Genomic DNA, 21,358 nt, shown 5'->3' on the forward strand with positions numbered 1-21,358 from the left:
ACGATCTGACTGCTCGGGGCGCGGGCATAGGCCTCAAGTCTGATGCTTGCGATAATCGCCGGGCGTAAGTCCGGTATGCTTTTTGAACGTCCGGTTGAAGTGGCTGATGTGATTGTATCCCGCGCGTGCCGCGATCTCGGTCACGCTCAGGTCCGTTCCCCGCAGCAGCTCCATGGCGGATTGGATGCGCAGCGCGGACAGCAGCTCGATATACGACTTGCCCTTCACCAGCTTCAGCAGATTGCTGAAGTACGACGGCGCCATGAGCGCCCTGGCCGCCATGTCCTCCAGATGCAGCTCCTCGTCATAGTGGCGTTCCATATATTCGATCGTTTCGAAAAACGCTTTGCGGTGATGGGCGACCTGCTGCCGCTCGCGCGAGCTCTCCGCGCCGGAATAGCGCTTATACTGCCGGCAAGTGAGCACGAGGAGCTTGAGCAGCTCGGCCCGGATCGCGAGCCGATACCCTTCCTCCTTGTCCGTCCATTCGGCGACGATGACGTCCAGCAGGTTCTCGACCACGGCCTGCGCGGGCAGGGGCAGCGTCATCTTGGGCATCAGATCGGCCTCGGCGATGAGCGGACGGATGAAGGCGAAGTCCACGAACGTCTCGATGCTGGCGAGATCCCTGAAGCTCTCATGGATCGCATGGGGCATGAAGTCGACCTGGATCATGACGAAGTCCATCGCGTCCCGCCGCTCGAGCCGGTGCTCCTGGTAAGGGGGGATCGAGAATAAGTCTCCCTTGGTCAGCACATGCCGTTGTCCGCCCGCCCAGTGCAGGCAGCTGCCTGAGCGCATGTAGCACAGCTGCATATGCTCGTGGGCGTGCAGGACCGCGTTCATCGTCTCCGGGCGCCGGACCTCGATCTTGAACGGGAACGCGTCGTCGAGCATTTCTTTGGAACCGTATATCGGATAATCGGGCATAAGACCTCCGCAGCGTCTCGTTCTATACTCTCCATGGTACACGGATTCTCGGAAATGTTCAAAAGAAGCGCGGAAAAAGGAAGGCGCTTTCGCCGGCGGCCCTGCCATAATCATCATGTCCGATCGCATGCGACGGAATGGAGAGGAGGGTGCGTCATGAACCGATTGGCATTCAGCACGCTGCCCTGCGAGGGCTGGACGCTCGACGCCATGCTCGAGCTGGCCGTCCGCTGCGGCTTCGGCGGCATGGAGCTGCGCGAGGGCGCTCCCTGGGGCGTATCGTCCGATATGACGGCAGAGGAGCGGAAAAGAGCGCTGCGCCAGTTCGAACGGGCGGGCGTACGGGTGACGGACATCGCCTCCGGCGTCTGCTTCACGGGACTTGCTGGCGACGCCGCGCAGCTGGAGAATCTGAAGGGGGCCGTGCGGCTCGGGCATGACCTGCATGCCGGCGGCGTGCGGGTGTTCCTGGGGTACTTCACCGTAAGCAGAGACCAGGAAATGCCCGCGATTCCTTACGCGCAGCTCGTAACCAACATCGCGGCAGCCTGCGACTACGCGGCGCCGTACGGCGTGCCCGTCTGGATCGAGACGCACAACGAGTTCGCGACAGGACGGTCGCTGCGCAAGCTGCTGGACGACGTCGGACGCGACAACTGCGCGGTGATCTACGATATTATCCATCCGCTCGAAGAAGGCGAACGGCCGGAGGAGACGGTGGAGCTGCTGGGGGCCCAATGCGCGCACGTGCACGTCAAGGACGGCGTCCCCTTCGAGGATCCGCTGCGCAGCAGCTGGAAGTATACGCGGATCGGAGAGGGACAGGTCCCGATCGCGTCGATCGTGGAGACGCTCGAGCGCGCGGGGTACGCGGGCAGCTATTCCCTGGAGTGGGAGACCAAGTGGCGGCCGGAGCTTCAGGTTCCGGGCATGGAGCCCGAGACGGTATTCCCGGACTATACGGCGCGGATGCGACATATGCTTGAGACTCTGGCGAAACGAGGGATATAACATGAAGACATTGGTAACGATCTCGGACCCGGGCTTGCTCGAAATGTTCTGGCGTCCGTCGGTCCGCGATAAGCTGGCAAGCTTCTCCGAGGCGGACTTCGTCCCGCCCGGCGAGCGGTTCGACAGCGCGCGGCTGGCCGAGCGGATCGGCGAGTACGACGCTTGCATCACATCTTGGGGCTCGCCCTTCTTTACGCCGGAAGCGCTGGCGCGCGCCGGCAAGCTGAAGTTCATCGGCCACGGCGCAGGCAGCGTGGCGTCGATCGTCGGCGAGGACGCGTTCGACGCGCCGATCGTCGTGACGAGCGCCAACACGGTGCTCGGGCGCTCGACCGCCGAGCTCGCCGTGTCGCTTATCCTGGCCGGCGCCTGGGACCATGCTGGCTATGCCGCCCGCCTGAAGCGGGGGCAGTGGAGCAACAACAACAAGGAGCGCGTGCTCGGCGTGACGCGGCGGACCGTCGGTCTCGTCGGCTACGGCGAGATCTCCAGGCAGGTCGTCTCGATGCTGAAGCCGTTCGGCGTGAAGCTGCTGCTCCACTCGGGATATTGCCCGCCGGAGGAAGCCGCGGCGCTGGGCGCCGAGCTCGTCGGGCTGAACGAGCTGTTCGAGCGCAGCGACATCGTGTCCCTGCACAATACGTGGACGCCCCGGACCGAGGGCATGATCGGCGCGGAGCAGCTCTCGCGGCTGCGCGACGGCGCGCTCTTCGTCAATACGGCGCGCGGGCCGATCGTGCAGGAGCAGGCGCTGGCGGACGAGCTGCGCGCGGGGCGTATCTTCGCCGCGCTCGACGTGTACGCCGCGGAGCCGCTCCCTAGGGAGCACGAATGGCTGACCATGGATAACGTGCTCTGCCTGCCGCATATCGGCGGCTTCCACGGCCTGCTGAAGCAAGACCTTTGCGATTTTATCGTCGACGAGCTTCATCGGTTCACGAAGGGCGAAGCGCCGGTCGGCACCGTCACCCGCGAGCATTTCCGCCGGCTGACGCCTAGATAACCCGGGCAGCGTTCTCGCACAACAAACGAAAGAGGTGTCCGTCTTGCCCATTCAGCTAGGCTTGGAGCATGAGAGCTTCAAGTACGTATTCGGCATCCTTCACAAGTTTTCGGCGCCGTTCGGCGAGCCCAAGTCCATCTCGCTGACCTGCGGCCGCAACGACAGGGCTGCGGTCCAGCTGCTGATCTACTCGGACGAGGAGATGCTGGTCAGCGTGGGAGCGGATCCTTGCTTCTACGAGCGGGGACCGATCGAGATCGTGCGGGTGGACGTAGACGCGCCAGGCCTGAAGCCGGGCGCCATCAAGGCCAATCTGATCGGCCTCGTGGAGGACGACGACCGGCAGCTCAAGTCGGACATGATCCTGCCGCAGACGAGCATCCACGTGGAAAAGCGCAGGGCGCAGCCCGTCTGGGTCGAGCTGGAGCTGGACCGGGACGTCAAGCCGGGGCGGTACGAGCCCCGGATTACCGTCTACCGGCATACGCTCTTCGAGGACGAGACGCCGGTCGGCGAGCTCTCGTTCGAGGTCCATGTCGCGGACGTCACCCTTAACGATCCGGCCGATCACGGGTTTTATCTGGACCTGTGGCAGCACAACGCGAACATCGCCCGCAAATACGACGTCGAGCTGTGGAGCGACAGGCACTTCGAGATCATCGAGAATTACGTAGCCTCGCTCTCGGCGCTCGGGCAAAAGGCGAGCACGCTAGTGGTATCGGAGATTCCTTGGTCGGGACAGTCCTCCTGCTACGACCGCATCGATCCGGCCAATCTGTTCGAATACAACATCGTGCAGGTAACGAAGCGACCGGACGGCGAGTGGCATTATGACTTCGGCGCGCTGAACCGCTACGTGGAGCTGTGCATGAAGCACCGGATCGAACAGGAGATCGAGGTGTTCGGTCTGCTCAACATCTGGATGCTCGAGGATGCGGGCTACGGACGGGTCATTGAGGCGTTGGACGACGCGGTCCGGATTCGTTACTTCGACGGGGCTAGCCGGACGTACAAGTACATGCGGGACAAGGACGAGCTCGCCGCCTACGTGACGGCGCTGGAGCGCAACTTCATCGACCGCGGTTGGATCGACCGGGTCAGGGTCGTGGCGGACGAGCCGGCGGATCTCAAGCGATTCGTGGGCAGGCTGAACACCCTGAAGGAGATGGCGCCTTCTTTCCGTTACAAGGCGGCGCTCGATCATGCCGAGTTCGTGGAGCTGAATATCGAGGGGCTCACGGACTACGTGCTGAATCTCGACTCCGTGGCCAAGGAGCACGACCGGGTCGCGGAGCTCGTGCAGAACAAGACGGGGCGAATGCTCTACTATGTGGCCTGTACGCACAAGCAGCCCAACACGTTCATCAACTCGCATCCGCTGGAGAGCCGTCTGATTCCGTGGCTATCGTGGTTTTTGAAAATGGACGGGTTTCTGCGGTGGAATTACACCGTGTGGCCGAACGACCCGCTAAGGCGGATTACGTACCACGGGCCGTTCTTTCCGGCGGGAGACACGAACTTCGTCTACCCGGGCAGGGACGGGACGCCGATGCTGTCGCTGCGCTACAAGCTGCTGCAGAAGGGCATACGCGACTTCGACATCATGCAGCGATACGTGAGCGGCGGCGGAGACCGGGAGCGGCTGGCGGAGCGACTCAAGACGGTATTCCTGTGGAACGACCTATCGGAGCTGCACCCGAAGTCGCGCCGCACGCGCGAAGAGCTGTTCCTGCTCGAAGACGACGCCTGCGAAGCGATCGTCGGCGGCCTGCTGGCCGAGCTCGCGGGCGCGGGACAGGCGACCCGATAGGCAAGAGAGCCGGCGCCGGGTCCGTTTAACGCGCTCAATCGATAGGTTGCTAGCAGCTTCAAGCTTCGCCTCCCCTTTGCGATCTTCGCATCGGCGGAGGCGCTTTTTTTATTGCGAGACATCTTAATTCCTGACAGAAAATCGAAAGTTTAGGGGGGACGAACCGGCCGAATACCCCACTATAATTAAGGTCAGACAACCGGAAGAACGCGAGCCGTCCGCGGCGACCGCCGCCATACAGCCCGCGAAAGGAGAGAGATCCATGAAATCCGCGTTCATGCGCGACTTTATGAACTACAAAACGATGCTGCTCATGCTGGTCCCGTCTTTGTTTTTCGTCGTCCTGTTTCAATACCTCCCCATGTTCGGCCTGATCCTCGCTTTCAAGGAATACACCTACGGCAAAGGCATTCTTGGAAGCGCTTGGAACGGCATCGAGAACTTCAAGTTTTTCTTTATCTCGGGAGACGCCTGGCGGGTGACGCGCAACACCGTCCTTTACAACGTCGCCTTCATCGCGATCAATCTGGTGCTTCAGGTCAGCATCGCCATCATGCTGTCGGAGCTGAAGAGCAAATGGTTCAAGAAGATCAGTCAATCGATGCTGTTCCTGCCTTACTTTATATCCTGGGTCGTGGTCGGCACGATCGTCTACAATCTGCTGAACTTCGAGCACGGCACCATCAATACCCTGCTTCGCTCGCTCGGCTTCGAGCCGTTCAACTTCTACAGCGACAAGGGCGTCTGGCCGTTCCTCCTCGTATTCTTCTCCGCCTGGAAAGCAGTAGGCTACGGCGCCGTCTTCTATCTCGCGGCGATCATGAGCATCGATTCCGAGATGTTCGAGGCGGCCGAGACCGACGGCGCGAACGTCTTCCAGCGCATCTGGCATATCACGATTCCTTCGCTCAAGCCTACGATGATCGTCCTGACGCTGCTGTCGGTCGGTCATATCTTCCGCGGCGACTTCGGCCTTTTCTACAACATGATCGGCAACAACGGTCTGCTGTTCGGCACGACCGACGTCATCGATACGTTCGTCTACAGATCGCTGGTGGAGAACAACGAGATCGGCATGTCGGCTGCCATCGGATTCTATCAATCGATCCTCTGCTTCGCCACCATCCTGCTCGTGAACGGAATCGTCCGCAGAGCGGACAAAGACTCAGCTTTGTTCTAATCGGAAAGGAGCATCCCGCTAGATGAATTCGGCAACCGATACCCGAGTGGCAGCCGCCGGCATCGTCCGGAAGCCCCGCCCCAAGATTCGCGCGGACCAATGGATCATGAACGCCATCTCGTTCGTATGGATTACATTCGTCGCCCTGCTGTGCATACTGCCCTTCCTGCTCATCCTCAGCGGCTCGTTCACGTCGGAGCGGGCGATTATGATGGACGGCTTCAAGCTGATCCCAACGGATTTATCCTTGGAAGCCTACCGGTTCGTCTTCAGGTTCCCCGAGCAGATCCTCCGGGCATACGGCGTCACCGTTTCCCTGACCGTCCTCGGCACCGTCCTGTCGCTGTTCGTGATCGCGATGTGCAGCTACGTGCTGCAGCGGCCGGACTTCAAGTGGCGCAACGGCTTCTCGTTTTTCTTCTACTTCACGACGCTGTTCAGCGGCGGCCTCGTCCCGCTCTACATTCTGGTCGTCAACTATCTCAAGCTCAAGGATACCTACTGGGTGCTGCTGCTGCTCCCGCTCGTCAACGTGTTCTATATTCTGGTCATGAAGAGCTTCATGCGGAGCATTCCCGCCGCCATCACCGAGTCCGCCAAGATCGACGGCGCCGGAGACTTCACGATCTTCATGCGCCTGATCCTGCCCCTGGCCAAGCCCGCGCTGGCGACGATCGGCCTGTTCGTGGCGCTGGGTTATTGGAACGACTGGTTTAATTCGCTGCTCTTCATCAGCGATCAGCGCTTGTACGAGCTGCAGTATTACTTGTACAAGGTGCTCGGCAACATCGAGGGGCTGAAGATCGTGGCGGAGAAAAGCGGACGCCCCGTTCCGGATATGCCGGGCGAAGGCCTGAAGATGGCGCTGACCATCGTCGTAACCGGGCCGATCATCTTCTTGTATCCGTTCATCCAACGCTATTTCGTCAAAGGCCTGACGATCGGCGCAGTCAAAGGATAAAGCCGGATTTTTCGGTTTATCATAGCAAGCATTTTATAAACCCAAATGGGGGGACGCATGTGAGTAAAAAGAAGAAAGCTTGGTTAGGCACGTCCGCGGTTCTGGCCATGAGCATGTTAGCCAGCGCCTGCAGCGGCGGCAACGGGAATAACGCGGCTTCGGGGAGCCCGTCGGCTTCCGCGACGGCAACGTCATCGGCGAGCGCATCCGCCTCGCCTACGGCCAGCGCTTCGGCGCCGGCGATCGATACCTCGGAGCACGTCAAGCTGAAAATGGTATTGGTCGGGCCGAAGGCGCCGGACACGGACGAGGTATACGCGCAGGTCAACAAGATTCTGACGGAGAAGGTCAACGCCGAGCTCGAACTGCGTTTCCTCGACTGGAACGAAATGAACCAGAAGTACCCGCTGCTCTTCGCGGCGAACGAAGACTTCGACATGGCCTTCACCGCCAGCTGGGCGTTCTACAATCCGACGGCTCGCAAGGACGGATTCCTCGAATTGACGGAAGATTTGATGAAGACCTACGCGCCGAATACGTGGGCGAATCAGGACCCGGTCGGCTGGGATCAGGCCAAGATCGACGGCAAGATCTATATGGTGCCGCAGGACGCCTTCGAATCCGGCTCCTCCGTGGCCATGGTCCGCGGCGATTTGCGGGAGAAGTACAATATTCCGGAACTCAAGACGCAGGAGGACTTCGTCAACTACGTGAAGACGATCGCAAAGAACGAGAAGGGCATCGTCGCTTACAACGGACCGCCGACTACGCTTAACGGCTCGGGCGCGCCTATTCTGTTCCTGGATCTCGAGAAGCGCTTCGTGCACGGCAGCGCGCCGCTCGTCTATGATATGAAGTCCGAATCGCCGCAGCTTACCAACTATCTGGAAGACCCGAAAGCGCTTGCGAAGCTGGATATGATGTACGACATGGCGCAAACGGGCGCATGGCCCAAAGACGCGATCGTCGCCAAGACGGACTGGCACGCGGCCTTCAAGGAAGGCAAGATGGCGGCGGACACCGGCAACATCCTCACGGCGTCCTCGACGATGGAAGCCATGAACCTGAAGCATCCGGAGTGGAAGGTCGAGATCTACGATCTCTCGCCGGAAGCGAAGCGCTTCCAGGATCCGCTCATCAACAACGGCGTCGGCATTCACGCCACCTCCAAGCATCCCGAGCGGGCGCTCATGGTGCTCGACCTGCTCCGCTACGACCGGGAGCTGTTCGAATTGACGACCTACGGGATCAAGGGCAAGCACTGGGAGCCGGTCGGCGAAGACAGGTACAAGGTGCTTCCGGCGGGAGCTACCGGATATCCGCCCGACGGCGTATGTCCATGGGGTTGGAGAACGGAGCTCGTCCGCACGCTCGACGGTCCTGCAGGCGATGTGCTCCAATCGTTCTATAAGAAGTGGAAGGAAAACAACATTATTCACAGTCCGCTCGAAACGTTCGCGCTCGACGATGCCAACATCAAAAACGAGCTGGCCGCCCTGGCCAACGTCCAGAAGACATACCTGCTCCCGATCTACTTCGGCCTCGTCAAGCCCTCGGAGGGCATCCCGGAGGTCATCGAAAAGATGAAGCAGGCGGGACTCGACAAGGTGCAGGCCGAGATGCAGAAGCAGCTCGACGCGTACGTGGCGAGCAAGAAGGCAGAATAACAAGAAGACAGAATAACAAGAAGCGGCGGCTCCCTCCCGGGAACCGCCGCTTTCCTATTGGATCGAACTTAAGCCGGATCCGCGCCGACGACGAAGGGGATATGGATCTCCACCGCCATGCCGTCTCCGGGCGAGCTGAAAAACCGCAGGCCGTAGCTCTCGCCGTAATACACTTTAATGCGTTCCTGCACGTTGCGTATGCCGTAGCCGCTACCGGACGATTGGAACCTGGCGCCGGCCCGCAACCGTCCGAGCTGTTCCTCGTCGACCCCTACGCCGTCGTCCATGACGGTCAGCACGATTCTGTCGGCCTTGCGCTCGCAGGAGATCGTAATGCTGCCTTCGCGGTTTTCGCTGCCGAGAATGCCGTGCAGAATGGCGTTTTCGACGATCGGCTGCAGGGTCAGCTTGGGGATCAGGCCCGGCAGGAATTCCTCCTCGACCTCCATGACCAGCTCGATCTTCTGTTCGAACCGCACATTCTGAATCTCGACATAGTAGGCGATCAGCTCCAGCTCCTGCCCGATCGTGATGATGTCCTGCCCGTTGCTGAGCGTCAGCTTGTAATACCGTGCGAGCGACTGCACGAGCGAGGCGATCTGATCGTTCATGCCGAATTGGGCCATCCAGTTAATCTGGTCGAGCGTATTGTAGAGGAAATGCGGGTTGATCTGGGATTGCAGCGCCTTCATTTCCGACTTGACGGCTTTGACCTCTACGTCCTTGAGCAGGGCGAGCTGGCGCGACATCGCGTTATAGCTATGGATGAGCTCCCCGATCTCGTCCTCGCCCGCGGGCTTCACGATCGGCTCGAGCGCGCCGGTCTCCATGGATTTCATTTTCTGGCTCAGGTGCGTGATGCGCCGGGTCATATTCAGCGATATGGCGTGGGCGAGCAGCATCGCGAGCAGCGCGACCCCGATCAGGCTGACCAGCAGGCTGCGCTGCAGGCTCGCGCTTTTCTCCACGATCTCCGACCGCGGAATCGCCGTCACCATCGTCAGATCCGTATCGGGAATCCGCAGCTGGAGAAATTCGAGCTCTCCCTTGCTCACGATCGATTCATTCGCGCTCGCCGCAGTCGGCATGGAAGGAAGGATGGCGGGAGCGTCCGCGGCGCCGGCGTCGATATTCTCCAGGGGATAGGCGCTGGCCTCTGTCTCCGCGTCGGGCAAGTACCGCTTCAAGAGCGCTTCGTCCGAGGCGATCAGAATCGTGCCGTCGCTGCGCTGCAGGTAAGTCAGGCTGTTCTTGACCGTATTGGCGCGCGACACGATCTCCTTGAGCACGCGCTCGTCCAGGTCCAGCCGCAGCAGGCCGATCGTATGGTTGTAATGATCGGGATCGCGGATGAGCCGGACGAGTGAGGTGACGTGAGGCGCATCGGGGCCGCCCGTCGGATCCTCAAGTCCCGAGAACCACATGAGCTTCACCTGCGCGGCCTCCAATTGCGCGAACCATGGGGTCTTTTGCGCAGCGCTCAGCCTGAACATAGAGCTGCCCTCGCTCGCGAACAAGAATCCGTCGGGAAGGTACAGTCTCACGGCGGCCACGTCCGTGCCGTCCCGGTAGGACTCGAGGAACACGCTCAGCTTGTTCCCGTCCTCAAGCTGCTCGTAGAGGGAGTACGCGGACGGATCGCGCCGCAGGATGCGCGTCAGCTGGTCCTCGTCCAGCGCGATGAGGTCCGAGGTATCGGTGACTCGCTTTAATTTGTAGGAGAGAAACGAGTGCGTCTGATTGAAGCTCTGGTTCAGCGAGAAGCTGACCATCTCCTGGATGATGCCCGCGATCTTCCCCGAAGCGTACAGCTGGAGATAGAGGATCGGGAGCAGGATCAGGAGCAGATAAGACAGCAGGAGCTTGTGCTTGAGCTTAAGCTTGAGCAATATCCTGTTGAGCGCGTTAAGCATCGACGATTCGCTTCCTGTACTCGGACGGCTGCATGCCGGCGATTTTTTTGAACATTTTGCTGAAGTACTCCCCGTCCGCGTAGCCGACCTGCAGCGCGATATCGAACAGCTTGAGCTCGCGGTTCGCCAGCAGCGCCTTGGCCCGGTTGATCCGGTATTCCGACACGTACTGCTTGATCGTTACGCCGGTGCCTTCTTTGAAAACGGAGCAAAGGTGCGGGACCGTCACGCCGACGAACTCGCCGATCTCGGAGAGCGACAGCTCCCGGCTCTGGTAATGCCGCTCGACGTACTGCATGACCTGCCGGACGATCGAGTTGCCCTTGCGCGCGTCGAGGCGCTCGAACAGGGCGGCCAGCTCGCCGTTCAGGAGCGCGCGCAGGTCCTCCAGACGCTGGCAGGCGTGCAGGCGCTCCGCGAACGGGCCCACGGAGGCATCCTGCCTAAACTCGGTAATTCCGCTTTCCTTGCCGAATTGCCGGATGATCTGGTACAGCTGCAGATAGACGCCTTTGGTATAGGACACCGCCGTGTGCGGATGCTGCCGGATCTCGCGGGCCAGATTCTCCAGCCACTGCCGGGCTTGCTCCGCGCCGCCCTGATGGAGCGCAGAGGCGAACGCCTCCGCGCGTTCGTCGTCGAACATGTAGGCGTCGGAGCGCTCCTCAGCGTCCGTCTCCCGGAGCACGGCGTTCGGCGGACGGTAGAAGCTCTTCTGGAGCTGGAGGACGGCGGAGACGTAGGAATCGTAGGACCGGTTCAGGCCCTGCACCTGTCTGCCGATGGCCAGATGGTAGCCGGGGTGGTCGGGCAGGCGGGTCCGGACGCGCTCGATCCAGTCCTGCAGCCGCGCCGCGAAGGCCGGGTGGCGTTCCTGGCGCGCGCATAGATGAATGACGAAGTGATAATCGTCCTTCCGGAGGCAATAGCAGTCCAACTCGGCGTCGCCGGCCGTATCCTCCAGCGACAGGAGCACGGCATCGGAGGAGGGGCCGGCGCCTGCGGGGCGATGCCACTTGAGGATGGCGCACACGCAGGCGGACCCGTCCGACGCCGGCCGGCCGAGCAGCGGGAGCAGCCGCGCCAGCCTGTCCGACGGATAGTCGGGAGCGAGGAGGAGCGCCGCGATCTCGCGTTTGATCAGCGGCTGGCTTTCCGATTCGCCGAGGTTCGACCGCCGCTCGTGCATCACCAGGTTGACCGCGCCCTGGAGCGCTTCCTGCAGCTCGTCCTGCCGGATCGGCTTTTCCAGATAGTGCACGGATTGCAGGGATATCGCGGCTTTTAAGTATTCTTTGTCCGAGAATCCGCTCATGAAGATGATGCGCACGTTCGGACAGAAGCCGCGGATCGTCCGGGCCGCTTCGATCCCGTCCATGCGGGGCATGCGGATGTCGGTGAGCAGGATGTCGGGACGGAACCGCTCCGCGATCCGGACGGCGTCGCTGCCGTCTTCCGCATGCTCGACCTCTTCGATGCCGCACCGTTTCCAATCCGTTTTGAGCAAGATCCCCTTGCGTATCAACTGTTCGTCTTCCACGAGCAGCAGCTTCATCGTATTCCTCCCTGCGCGCGATGATCGTTAGCCTCATTATAATCTCTTTTGGCGGCGCGAAAGGCTATATCTTAATTTTGAACAGGAAGTCTTAAAAATGAGGGGGGCGCAGCGACCCGGCGGCGCGCATGAAAAAAGCCCTCCCGGCTTCCGCTGCGGGAAGAGGAGGGCCGTACCGTTACTTCCTATTCGCCGAACATGCCGGCGTGCGCGAGCAGTCGCTTCAGCACGACCGCGGCCTCGGCCCTGGTCGTCTTCGCCAGCGGGTTGAAGGCATTCTGTCCGCTGCCCGACAGCAGCCCCGCATCCGCGGCTTCGGCGATCGCCGGCCGCGCCCAGGCGGCCGCTTCCTGCAAGTCGGCGAACGCCGGGGCGCCCGCTCCCGCGCCGGCCAGAGGCTTGCCGACGTAGTCGGCCGCGCGCTTCAGGATCGCCGCGAGCTCCTGCCGCGCGATCGGCGCGTCCGGGCGGAAGGCGCCGCCCGGATCGCCCTCTACGAGCTTCGCGGCAGCGGCCGCGCCGACGGCCTGGGCGTACCACTTGGCCGTCGCGACGTCGGAGAATGCGGACGGCTGGCCCTCATCCCCATCGTTCAGGGCCAGCGCGCGGGTCAGCATCGCCGCGAACTCGGCGCGCGTCACGGCTTGATCGGGCGCGAAGCGCCGTTCGGAGATCCCCTGGACGAGCAGCTTGCTCGCCATCGTCTCTACCGTCTCGCGGCTCCAGTGTCCCGCCAGGTCGGGGAAGGACTTGTCCAGCTGGACGAGGGCATAGACGCTGTTGCCTTGCCGGTACAGATCCGCGACGGCTTCCCCGTTCACGACGCCGAACGACGTCGGCACGGGTCGCAGCTCGCCGGTCGTCGGGTCGACGTAGACGCCGGTCGTCCGGCTCGGATCGACTTCGCCGCCGAGCTTGAACGAGCGCGACACGTACGACGCGAACCGGTCGAGCGTCACGGTCCGGCCGTCCGGCAGCGCCGCGTACACATCGAACGCGTACGGCTTGGCCAGCAGCTTGGCGCCGAGTCCGGCGGCCCCGCGCTCCGCCCGGTCCGCTTGGTCGTCCGTCGCCTCGGCCGCGCGGATCACGACGTTCGCCTGGCCGGCGTCTGCGCCGAGTCGGGCCAACCAAGCCGGAGAGAGCAGCTCGTCCAGCGGCAGCGAATAAGTCGCGCCGCCGGCGTTCAGTTCAAGGACGGCATCCGGGTTGGTCTTCGCCCAGGACTGCAGCAGAGAGAGCGCCGCCTGTACGGGCTTGTCCGCTTCAACGACGATCCGGGCCGAGGTCGCCAGATTTTCGCCTGCCTTTGCGTCGATCGCGATCGGCTCGTCGGACGTGCGCGACTGGCCGTTATTGCCGCCAGGCGTATTGCCGTTCCCGTTGCCATTTCCGTTTCCGTTTCCGTTTCCGTTGCCATTGCCATTACCGTTCCCATTCTCATTGCCGTTCCCGTTGCCGTTCCCGCCCTGGGCCCCACCTGCGGCGACATGCACCTTAACCGTCCGGGGCTGCGCATAGGTCACGGCCGCCAGATCCGGATCGAGCGTCTTGACGCTTGTCAGCGTGATTTCCGCGTCGCCCGCGGCCGATGCTTTCAAGGTGAGGCTGGCCAGCACATGCGAGCCGTCGATTCCGGGATCGCGTCCCGTTTTCGTCGCCCCGTATCGGACCGTATGGCCAATCACGGCCGGAGCGGCCGACAGGCCGCCGGGCAGCCGGTCCTCGGCGCCGACGAGCGAGACTCCGTCCGGCAGCTGGACCAACACCTCGTACGCATACATGCGGCTGAGACCCGAGGCCTCGATCGTCACGGCGAAGGGTTCGTTCACTTTGACGGAGGCATGCGCCGCCTTCAGTTCAAACGAGGCGCTCCCGCTCTCCGCGGCGCTCGCCCCCTCGGCGGACCATCCGACGCTCGCGAACAAGAGCAGGGCGGCCGCGGCGCCGCGCCATTTTGCGAATTTCATTACGTTTCCTCCTCGCATCGGGTCGATTTTTTGCCCATGATGGCAGCGTTTGCATTTCTGCGATGTAACGTCCATTTTAAGCCGCAGGCTCCGCCCCTGACATTCACTATCCGCGCGGAAGTTGCCTTAATCGGCTGATATTACGAATAGCGTAATTTGCGGCAGGCCATTCTAACCATTGGCGCACCAATCGTTCCAACCATCAGCGATAAAAAGGGGAGTCGAGCTTATGTGGCATAAACGAACGGCAGCCGCGCTTATATTGACGGCGGCGCTCGCGACGGCGGGCTGCTCGGACAAGCAAGGCGAAGTGGGCAATTCGAACATCAGGACGAAGAGCATGAACGACCGGTTCGCCGACGACCAGCGCAACGAGATGAACCGCATGAACGGCACGCAGCGCATGAACAACAATATCGTCGGCATGCACGACAATACCCGACTCGAGTCGGACCAGCGGATCGCTGACCGCCTGGCCGCCAGACCGGACGTCAAGTCGGCGTTCGTCGTCAAGTCCGACCGCAACGCCTACGTCGCGATCATGTCCGAAGGCCAGGGGGATCGCGAGCTCTCGAGCAAGCTGAAGGGCGAGATCGCCGACGAGGTCCGGGCGCAATCTCCCGCGACGGACCACGTGTACGTGTCGTCCAACCCGGAGTGGGGCGACCGGATGCGCGGCTATGCGGACCAAGCGCGGCAGGGGCATCCGATCCAAGGACTCCTGACGGAGTTCAACGCGATCGTGAACCGCATTTTTCCGAACGCAGAGGACGGCACCCGGGTTACCGGCAACGAAGGCGGCGGCACCGGCACGCTGAACGGTACGGCCGCCGGCGGCATGGGCAACGGTAACGGTATGGGCAATGGCAACGGCACGGGCAACGGCGGCAGCGGTGTGGGCAACGGCAACGGGGCGGGGAACGGTAACGGAGGCGGCGGAACGACCCAAGGCTTCGCCCGCCACCCGCATATGAATAACGTTTCCCGCCCGTAGTTTTCATGAAGAACGCTTGAATTTACGACGAACGGTCTGCCGCGTTTATGCGCCAGGCCGTTCGTTTTTTTCTTTCCGCGCCCATTTTATTTGCCGACCGCACCAGCCAATGCCGCTCCTCATATGATAGATCGACTGTACCCTTCACCCTGCAAGCATCTGAATCCCGGGCAAGGAGGGGTGACATACGTTGAGAAGCAGCGACCACAAGAACAAATTCCTTCTTACCAATCGGGAACGCGAAGTGTTCGAACTATTGGTACAGGACAAGACGACCCGCGACATTGCCCAGCAGCTTTTCATTAGCGAGAAGACGGTTCGAAATCATATTTCGAACGTCATGCAAAAGCTGAACGTCAAAGGTCGTTCGCAAGCGGTCGTTGAGCTGATTAAGCTCGGGGAATTGAAAATCTGATCCGGAGCGATCCGGACGCGGACCGGCCTTCTTTTCACCGCTCGACGGCGGCGGAAAAGAAGGTTTTTGGTTTGTCGGGACAACGCACCGTGGCGCCGCGCCGCGCGTCGCCTCTTCGTCTTGGCGCCGACATCCTCTTTCTTCGCGTTTCCCCGCACCGGTCCATACGCTTTGCCGCCCGCCGAATACAATAAGTAAGAATGGACGTACGCGACCAGAACGGGAGGCCGATGGGAATGAGGCTTCTATTCGTTTACTACCTGCCGAGCGGCGGGATGGAGACGCTGAACCGGCTTCGCGCGGAGGCATTGCGCCGGCATGGCGTGGATTGCCATCTTCTTTATTTCTGGAACGGCGAAGGGATCAAGAACAACACGGCGGGCATTCCGACGTTCATTACGAACGACGACGCGCAGATCCGCGAGCTGCTGAAGCGGGAAAGCTACGATGCGGTCTTTGTGTCCAACGACGTACTGACGCTGGGGCGATTCCGCCGGCTCGGATTCGACAAGCCGCTGATCTTCGAGACGCAAGGCCTGGGCTCCCGGGAGCAGGCCCGAGAGACGCTGCTCGGCGCATCCCCTTTCCTGCGCGGCATCGCGAATGCGATCCTGTATCCGCGGACATCTCATTTAAGCGAACTGTTTCAGGGCATGTACGGCGACATCGCGCAGTTCTCGTTCGACAACCTGCTCGATACGGAGCGTTTCGGATACCATCCCGTGCCGATCCATCCCCACCCGATCGTCGGGTGGATCGGCCGCATCGAGCCCAACAAGAACTGGCGGGCTTATCTCCAGATCGGCGCCGAGCTCGCGAGGCGGGGGCACGACGTGCATCTGTGGATGTTCGAGGATCCGACGCTTAGTCATCCGGACGAGGAGGCCGCCTTCGCGGCGGAAGTCGCGCGGCTTGGGCTCGCGGGCCGGATTCAGCGTCATTTTAACGTGCCGAATCTGGCGATGTCCGACTACTTGTCGATTATCGGGGATTCGGGCGGCTTTCTCGCTTCGACGTCGGTCACCGAAGGGTTCGGCTACGCGGTCGGAGAAGCGCTGTTATGCCGCTGCCCCGTCGTGGCGGCGGACTCGGACGGCGTCAGAGCGTTCATCGAGCACAGCCTGACCGGACTGCTGTATCCGCAGCAGGGGATTGCGGTCGCGGCGGATCTCGGGGAAGCGCTGCTGCTGGACGGCGGATTCCGCGAACGGATCCGGTCGATCGGCAGACACTACGTCCTGGAGCGGTTCGCGCCGGGCCTTTACGTGGCCAATATGCTTCTCATGCTGCGGGCGCTCGGCATCGGCTGAGCGCTCGTATTCGCGATATTCGAGGGAAATCGCTTTAATTGCTCTTAATAGCGCGCAATCTTGAAGTTTGGGTCGCATTCCGTGCGAATAAGCCCGCTTTTCGCCGGTGCAGCCCTCTCCTTATGAGAAGCGCAGGTTTACATATGGATCGGAATGCTTGAAAATAAGGAAGTTATTGAATTGGTGAACACGCGTTTACAAGCTTGTTCAAAGGAGTGTTCGCAAATGAGTACCGCCGCCGTCCCGAAGTCGGAGCCGACCTCGTACGGACTGGAGCATCTGTTCGAAAACGAAGCGTTGACGGACCGGCGCCCTTCGAGAATTCTGTATCTTCTATATAAAGACCATTGGATCAAGCTGTTCTGGTCGGCTTTCTTTTTTCTGATCAAGCATTCGCCGGTCTACGTGCTCCCGATCGTCACGGCCAACCTGATCAATATGGCGACCAAACCCGAGAAGTACGCCACGAGCTCGCTATGGTGGAATATCGGCATCCTGTTCGTCGTCATCGTGCAGAACATCCCGACGCAGGTGCTGCACATCAGCTACATGAGCAAGGCCGTGCGTTATGTCGAGGCCAGCCTGCGAAGCACGCTCGTGCGCAAGCTGCAGCGTCTGTCGATGTCCGCGCACGGAGAGCTGGCGGCCGGACGTCTGCAGTCCAAGGTGCTGCGGGACGTGGAGGCGATCGAATTCCTGTCGCGGCAGATGATGCTGTCGGTGTTGCCGGCGATCGTCAGCGTCGTGGTGGCGGTCGCGATCACGGCGGGCAAGAGCTGGACGGTCATGCTGTTCTTCCTGCTCACGATTCCGGCCGGCGTCGCGATGGTGACTTTTTTCCGCAAAAAAATACAGCGCACGAACAGCGACTTCCGCAAGCAGATCGAATCGATGTCGGGCCAGGTGTCGGAAATGGTCGGCATGATGCCGGTCACGCGCGCCCACGGCCTGCAGGAGACCGAGATCAACAAGATCGACAGCACCTTGAGCAAGCTGCGTTCCAAAGGCTACAAGCTGGATATCGTAGAGGCCTACTTTGGCTCGGCTGCCTGGGTTACGTTCCAGACGTTCCAGGTGCTCTGTCTCGCGTTTACCGTGCTGCTGGCGTTCCGCGGAGAGATTCCCGTCGGGGACATCGTGCTGTACCAATCGTTCTTCGCCATGATATTGGGCGCGATCACGCAGCTCATCAACATCTATCCGAACATCGCCAAGGGCTTCGAATCCATCTATTCGGTCACGGAAATCCTGCTCTCGCAGGACACCGAGGAGTACCAGGGCAAGCGCAAGCTCGACGAGGTCCGGGGCGAATTCGACTTCCGCGACGTGAGCTTCGGTTACCCGAACTCGGATCGGCACGTTCTGAACGGCTTCGACCTGCGCGTGAAGGCGGGCGAATGCATCGCGCTGGTCGGCGCCTCCGGGGCGGGCAAGTCCACCGTGCTTAATCTGGCGATCGGCTTCAGCCGGCCGACGACGGGCGAGGTGACGATCGACGGGGTGCCGATGGACGAGCTGGACATGACGGCCTACCGGTCGCGGATCGCCGTCGTTCACCAGAGCACGGTGCTCTTCTCCGGCACGATCCGCGAGAATATTACGTACGGACTCCCGTCCGTCAGCGACGAGCGGCTGGACGAGGTCATCCGGATGACCTACCTGCAGGACGTCATCGCGCAGCTGCCTCAGGGGCTCGACACGGCGGTCGGCGAACACGGCGGCAAGCTGTCCGGCGGCCAGCGGCAGCGGATCGCCATCGCGCGGGCGCTCGTCCGCGATCCGAGCATTATTCTGCTCGACGAGGCGACCTCGGCGCTGGACAACGAGTCCGAATACTTCGTGCAGCAGGCGATGCAGAAGCTGATCCAGAACCGCACGACGTTTATCGTGGCGCACAGGCTGTCGACCATACGGGACGCCGATCGCATCGTCGTCATGAAGCGCGGCCAGGTGGCTGAGATCGGCACTTACGACGAGCTGATGGCCAAGGGCGGAGAGTTCTATCAACTGAAGCAGCTGCAGGCCTGATTGCCGCCGCGGCGCGTTAACGGCCCATCAGCCGCCTTCCGATATTCGGAGGGCGGTTTTTTTGAGCGAACGGGATAAAGGGAATCCTGCGGTCTGCGTCGAAAAGGGGGAGCAGCGAATTTTGATCGCATGAGGGAGGTTTTCGAAAATGAGCCGGGAGCGATTCTCCGCGAACCCGCGGCTGTTGCTGGCCTTGCTGCGCAATCCGTCGGCGGCGCTCGCGCTGCGAGGCGCCGAGGACCTGCCGATCGGCCTGATCGGGGCCGCGGCTTCCGTGGTCGGGTTTTATGTATGGGTGCTGGCGGTCCAGAACCGGGTGGAGCACGGGCTTTCTTTTTTCTCCACGCTGTTCATGGGCGGCCTGTTCAGCGCGGCGCTGGCGTTCAAGCTGCTGCTGCTCGGGCTGCTGTCGCTGTTGTGCGTGACCGCTTCCCTATCGGCCGTAGGCAACCGGCTCGGCCGGCGCAAGCGGTCTTGGATCGAGATCGTCACGCATCAAGGGGGCTCGCAGCTGATGTTCGGCGCGGGCTACCTGGTATCGTCCGTCGTCGCGTTTCTGTCCGTCAAACTATCGCTCGCGCTGACCGGAGGGCTTCTGCTGCTCAGCCTGCTGCTGCTGGTCATCCATGCGCTGGAGCTGCACGAGGTAGAGCGGCGGGATTCCTTCGTCGCGGTGACGCTCTCCGTCGCGGCCTACGTCGTTCTGTTTTCGCTATTCTGGGCGTTATTATTCTAACGGACGGAGACGGACATTCGACGCCGCCGGGACAAGGCTGCTCAGGACGCCTGAGCGGCTTTTTTCGGCGCGATGCGGCCGTGGTGCTGCTCGACTCGACTCGGCTGCGGGGCTATGCTACATTGAGGGCTAGATAGTGATACGAGCGTATGAAAAGAGGCGTCGCGAATGGCGGGCAACGATAAAGCCGGGGATGAACTGACCAAGCACGAGCAGCTGCTCGAATACATAAGAAATCTGCCGATCGGCACGCGCATCTCCGTACGGCAGATGGCGAAGGACAGGGAAGTATCGGAGGGAACGGCCTACCGGGCGCTCAAGGAGGCCGGCTTGGCCGGTTACGTCAGCACCAAGGAACGGATCGGCACGGTGCGGGTCGGGCGCAAGCGGCGCAGCCACCCCGAGCAGCTCACGTTCGCCGAGGTGCTGGAGATCGTGCAGGGCAGCCTGCTGGGCGGCGGCGAAGGCTTGGACAAGACGCTTCATAAGCTCGTCATCGGCGCGATGGAGCTGGACGAGATGACGGGCTATATCGACGCGGGGAGCCTGCTTATCGTCGGCAACCGCGAGGGCGCGCACCGGATCGCGCTCGCGCACGGGGCGGGCGTGCTCGTCACGGGGGGCTTCGGGACGAGCGAAGACGTCAAGGAGCTGGCGGACGACCGCCAGCTCCCCATCCTGACCTGCAAGCACGATACGTTCACGGTCGCTTCGATGATCAACCGGGCGATGTACGACCGGCTTATCAAGCGCAAGATCATGATGATCGCCGACCTCGTCGAGCCGACCGCGAAGGTCGGCTCGCTCAAGCAGTCCTCGACCGTGGCTGACTTCCTCAAGACGAGCGCGGACACGGGATACACGCGCTTTCCCGTCGTCGACGAGTGGAATCGCGTCGTCGGCATGGTGACGTCCAAGGACGTCGTGGGCTGTCCGGCGGACCAGTCGGTGGACAAGATCATGACGCGCAGGCCGATGACGGTTCACGATGAATACGCCGATCGCGTCGGCCGCGCACCGGATGGTGACGGAGGGCATCGAGCTGCTGCCCGTCATCGACCGCCAGCGCAAGCTCGCGGGCGCCGTCAGCCGCGCCGAGCTGCTGCGGGCGATGCAGTTCGCGAACCGCCCCGAGCAGCTCGGGGAGACGTTCGACGCGCTCGTATGGGCGGGCTTCTCCGAGGAACGGGACGCGGAGGGACGCCAGTCGTTCACGGGCCTCGTGACGCCCCAGATGTCGGGAGCGCTAGGCACGCTGTCCGAGGGCGTGCTGACGATGCTCATGCAGCAAGCGGTTGCCAGAACGGCCTCCGAGCTCGGCCGGCACGAGCATATCGTCGAGAATATGACGGTGTATTACCTCAGGACGATCCCGATCGACGCGCAGCTCGCCATCCGGCCGCATCTGATCGAGGCGAGCCGCCGCCACCTCAAGCTGGAGGTCACCGCCGCGCTGGCGGACGGCGAGGTCATGGCGAAGGCGATGATCACCGCGCAGACGATTGACGCTTCGTGAAGAAGGCGTGATTGCGCAAGCCGGCGAACAGGTTGAAAATGCCGAGCACGAGGAAAGCGGAGCCGACGATGACGCGGAGCGTCGAACCGCTGTAAATGAACATCTGCAGCAGCGCCAGCGCGATCAGCATGACGCCGAGGCAGATGTTCATTCGCGCGGCCAGCAGGCCTCGCTGCGTCGGATCGGCGCTTCGCCGCGAGCGGATGCTGAAGCCGACGGACAGGATCAGGGACGCGAGGATGGCGACGCCGAAGATCCAGGACAGGACCGTTTCTAGATTGGACAAGAGGGGCAGCTCCTTCGGTTAAGCGGAATTGTCCCCCATTGTATCATATTTCCCCCTGACGGATGAATGCCGC

At 61.8% G+C, this 21,358-nt stretch carries 16 protein-coding genes and 1 pseudogene; 12 read left to right on the plus strand and 5 right to left on the minus strand.

The annotated features are described in order from the left end of the window. Positions 1–33 precede the first annotated feature (33 nt). Positions 34–930 (minus strand): AraC family transcriptional regulator, encoded by an 897-nt coding sequence (locus PQG80_RS06065; RefSeq protein ID WP_271750324.1) that lies wholly within the window; start codon positions 928–930, stop codon positions 34–36. Positions 931–1,086: 156 nt separating this feature from the next. Here PQG80_RS06065 and PQG80_RS06070 point away from each other — a divergent pair, with 156 nt between their 5' ends. The 6 genes from PQG80_RS06070 (at position 1,087) to PQG80_RS06095 (ending at position 8,562) form a co-directional block, all read left to right on the plus strand. Beyond that, entirely contained in the window at positions 1,087–1,941 is an 855-nt protein-coding gene (locus tag PQG80_RS06070) for a sugar phosphate isomerase/epimerase family protein (RefSeq protein ID WP_271750325.1), read from the plus strand. A gap of 1 nt (position 1,942) precedes the next feature. Then, positions 1,943–2,944: a hydroxyacid dehydrogenase gene (locus PQG80_RS06075; RefSeq protein ID WP_271750326.1), complete on the plus strand. Its 1,002-nt coding sequence runs from the start codon at positions 1,943–1,945 to the stop codon at positions 2,942–2,944. Between the two features lie 43 nt (positions 2,945–2,987). Then, positions 2,988–4,754 carry a DUF4091 domain-containing protein gene (locus PQG80_RS06080; protein WP_271750327.1) on the plus strand — a complete coding sequence of 589 codons (1,767 nt, stop codon included), beginning with the start codon at positions 2,988–2,990 and terminating at the stop codon, positions 4,752–4,754. Positions 4,755–5,016: 262 nt separating this feature from the next. Next, positions 5,017–5,934 (plus strand): ABC transporter permease, encoded by a 918-nt coding sequence (locus PQG80_RS06085; RefSeq protein ID WP_271750328.1) that lies wholly within the window; start codon positions 5,017–5,019, stop codon positions 5,932–5,934. A 22-nt stretch (positions 5,935–5,956) separates the two neighbouring features. Continuing rightward, complete coding sequence (locus PQG80_RS06090; protein ID WP_271750329.1) at positions 5,957–6,895, plus strand: carbohydrate ABC transporter permease; 939 nt, start codon at positions 5,957–5,959, stop codon at positions 6,893–6,895. A 59-nt stretch (positions 6,896–6,954) separates the two neighbouring features. After that, positions 6,955–8,562: an ABC transporter substrate-binding protein gene (locus tag PQG80_RS06095; RefSeq protein ID WP_271750330.1), complete on the plus strand. Its 1,608-nt coding sequence runs from the start codon at positions 6,955–6,957 to the stop codon at positions 8,560–8,562. Between the two features lie 68 nt (positions 8,563–8,630). Here the strand turns inward: PQG80_RS06095 and PQG80_RS06100 are convergent, their stop codons facing one another. From PQG80_RS06100 to PQG80_RS06110, 3 genes are all read right to left on the minus strand, one after another. After that, complete coding sequence (locus PQG80_RS06100) at positions 8,631–10,475, minus strand: cache domain-containing sensor histidine kinase (protein WP_271750331.1); 1,845 nt, start codon at positions 10,473–10,475, stop codon at positions 8,631–8,633. Beyond that, positions 10,468–12,030 carry a response regulator gene (locus tag PQG80_RS06105; protein ID WP_271750332.1) on the minus strand — a complete coding sequence of 521 codons (1,563 nt, stop codon included), beginning with the start codon at positions 12,028–12,030 and terminating at the stop codon, positions 10,468–10,470. The genes PQG80_RS06100 and PQG80_RS06105 overlap by 8 nt, the downstream gene beginning before the upstream one ends. Before the next feature lie 185 nt (positions 12,031–12,215). Next, complete coding sequence (locus PQG80_RS06110) at positions 12,216–14,000, minus strand: S-layer homology domain-containing protein (protein ID WP_271750333.1); 1,785 nt, start codon at positions 13,998–14,000, stop codon at positions 12,216–12,218. Positions 14,001–14,229: 229 nt separating this feature from the next. On the opposite strand from PQG80_RS06110, the gene PQG80_RS06115 reads away from it, so the two are divergent. The 6 genes and pseudogenes from PQG80_RS06115 to PQG80_RS06140 all read left to right on the plus strand — a co-directional run bounded on the left by PQG80_RS06115 (position 14,230) and on the right by PQG80_RS06140 (position 20,999). After that, positions 14,230–14,994 carry a YhcN/YlaJ family sporulation lipoprotein gene (locus PQG80_RS06115; RefSeq protein ID WP_271750334.1) on the plus strand — a complete coding sequence of 255 codons (765 nt, stop codon included), beginning with the start codon at positions 14,230–14,232 and terminating at the stop codon, positions 14,992–14,994. A gap of 190 nt (positions 14,995–15,184) precedes the next feature. Then, entirely contained in the window at positions 15,185–15,409 is a 225-nt protein-coding gene (locus tag PQG80_RS06120; RefSeq protein WP_271750335.1) for a helix-turn-helix domain-containing protein, read from the plus strand. Between the two features lie 236 nt (positions 15,410–15,645). Beyond that, entirely contained in the window at positions 15,646–16,719 is a 1,074-nt protein-coding gene (locus PQG80_RS06125; protein WP_271750336.1) for a glycosyltransferase family 4 protein, read from the plus strand. Positions 16,720–16,944: 225 nt separating this feature from the next. Next, the gene (locus PQG80_RS06130) at positions 16,945–18,747 is read left to right on the plus strand and encodes an ABC transporter ATP-binding protein (protein WP_271750337.1); all 1,803 of its coding nucleotides are present in this window, start codon (positions 16,945–16,947) and stop codon (positions 18,745–18,747) included. A 148-nt stretch (positions 18,748–18,895) separates the two neighbouring features. After that, positions 18,896–19,483 (plus strand): hypothetical protein, encoded by a 588-nt coding sequence (locus tag PQG80_RS06135; protein WP_271750338.1) that lies wholly within the window; start codon positions 18,896–18,898, stop codon positions 19,481–19,483. 168 nt (positions 19,484–19,651) lie between these two features. After that, positions 19,652–20,999 (plus strand): annotated as a pseudogene (locus PQG80_RS06140) (DRTGG domain-containing protein). On the opposite strand, the gene PQG80_RS06145 reads toward PQG80_RS06140, so the two are convergent. After that, positions 20,971–21,285: a YtpI family protein gene (locus PQG80_RS06145; protein WP_271750340.1), complete on the minus strand. Its 315-nt coding sequence runs from the start codon at positions 21,283–21,285 to the stop codon at positions 20,971–20,973. The pseudogene PQG80_RS06140 and the gene PQG80_RS06145 overlap by 29 nt on opposite strands. Positions 21,286–21,358 lie beyond the last annotated feature (73 nt).

The organism is Cohnella rhizoplanae (genome assembly GCF_948329515.1).
GTDB lineage: Bacteria > Bacillota > Bacilli > Paenibacillales > Paenibacillaceae > Cohnella > Cohnella rhizoplanae.

Excerpts from the sequence above, each read along its gene's own strand:
- PQG80_RS06065 (WP_271750324.1), bottom strand. The coding sequence starts at position 930 with ATGCCCGATTATCCGATATACGGTTCCAAAGAAATGCTCGACGACGCG.
- PQG80_RS06070 (WP_271750325.1), top strand. The coding sequence starts at position 1,087 with ATGAACCGATTGGCATTCAGCACGCTGCCCTGCGAGGGCTGGACGCTC.
- PQG80_RS06075 (WP_271750326.1), top strand. The coding sequence starts at position 1,943 with ATGAAGACATTGGTAACGATCTCGGACCCGGGCTTGCTCGAAATGTTC.
- PQG80_RS06085 (WP_271750328.1), top strand. The coding sequence starts at position 5,017 with ATGAAATCCGCGTTCATGCGCGACTTTATGAACTACAAAACGATGCTG.
- PQG80_RS06090 (WP_271750329.1), top strand. The coding sequence starts at position 5,957 with ATGAATTCGGCAACCGATACCCGAGTGGCAGCCGCCGGCATCGTCCGG.
- PQG80_RS06100 (WP_271750331.1), bottom strand. The coding sequence starts at position 10,475 with ATGCTTAACGCGCTCAACAGGATATTGCTCAAGCTTAAGCTCAAGCAC.
- PQG80_RS06105 (WP_271750332.1), bottom strand. The coding sequence starts at position 12,030 with ATGAAGCTGCTGCTCGTGGAAGACGAACAGTTGATACGCAAGGGGATC.
- PQG80_RS06110 (WP_271750333.1), bottom strand. The coding sequence starts at position 14,000 with ATGAAATTCGCAAAATGGCGCGGCGCCGCGGCCGCCCTGCTCTTGTTC.
- PQG80_RS06115 (WP_271750334.1), top strand. The coding sequence starts at position 14,230 with ATGTGGCATAAACGAACGGCAGCCGCGCTTATATTGACGGCGGCGCTC.
- PQG80_RS06125 (WP_271750336.1), top strand. The coding sequence starts at position 15,646 with ATGAGGCTTCTATTCGTTTACTACCTGCCGAGCGGCGGGATGGAGACG.
- PQG80_RS06130 (WP_271750337.1), top strand. The coding sequence starts at position 16,945 with ATGAGTACCGCCGCCGTCCCGAAGTCGGAGCCGACCTCGTACGGACTG.
- PQG80_RS06135 (WP_271750338.1), top strand. The coding sequence starts at position 18,896 with ATGAGCCGGGAGCGATTCTCCGCGAACCCGCGGCTGTTGCTGGCCTTG.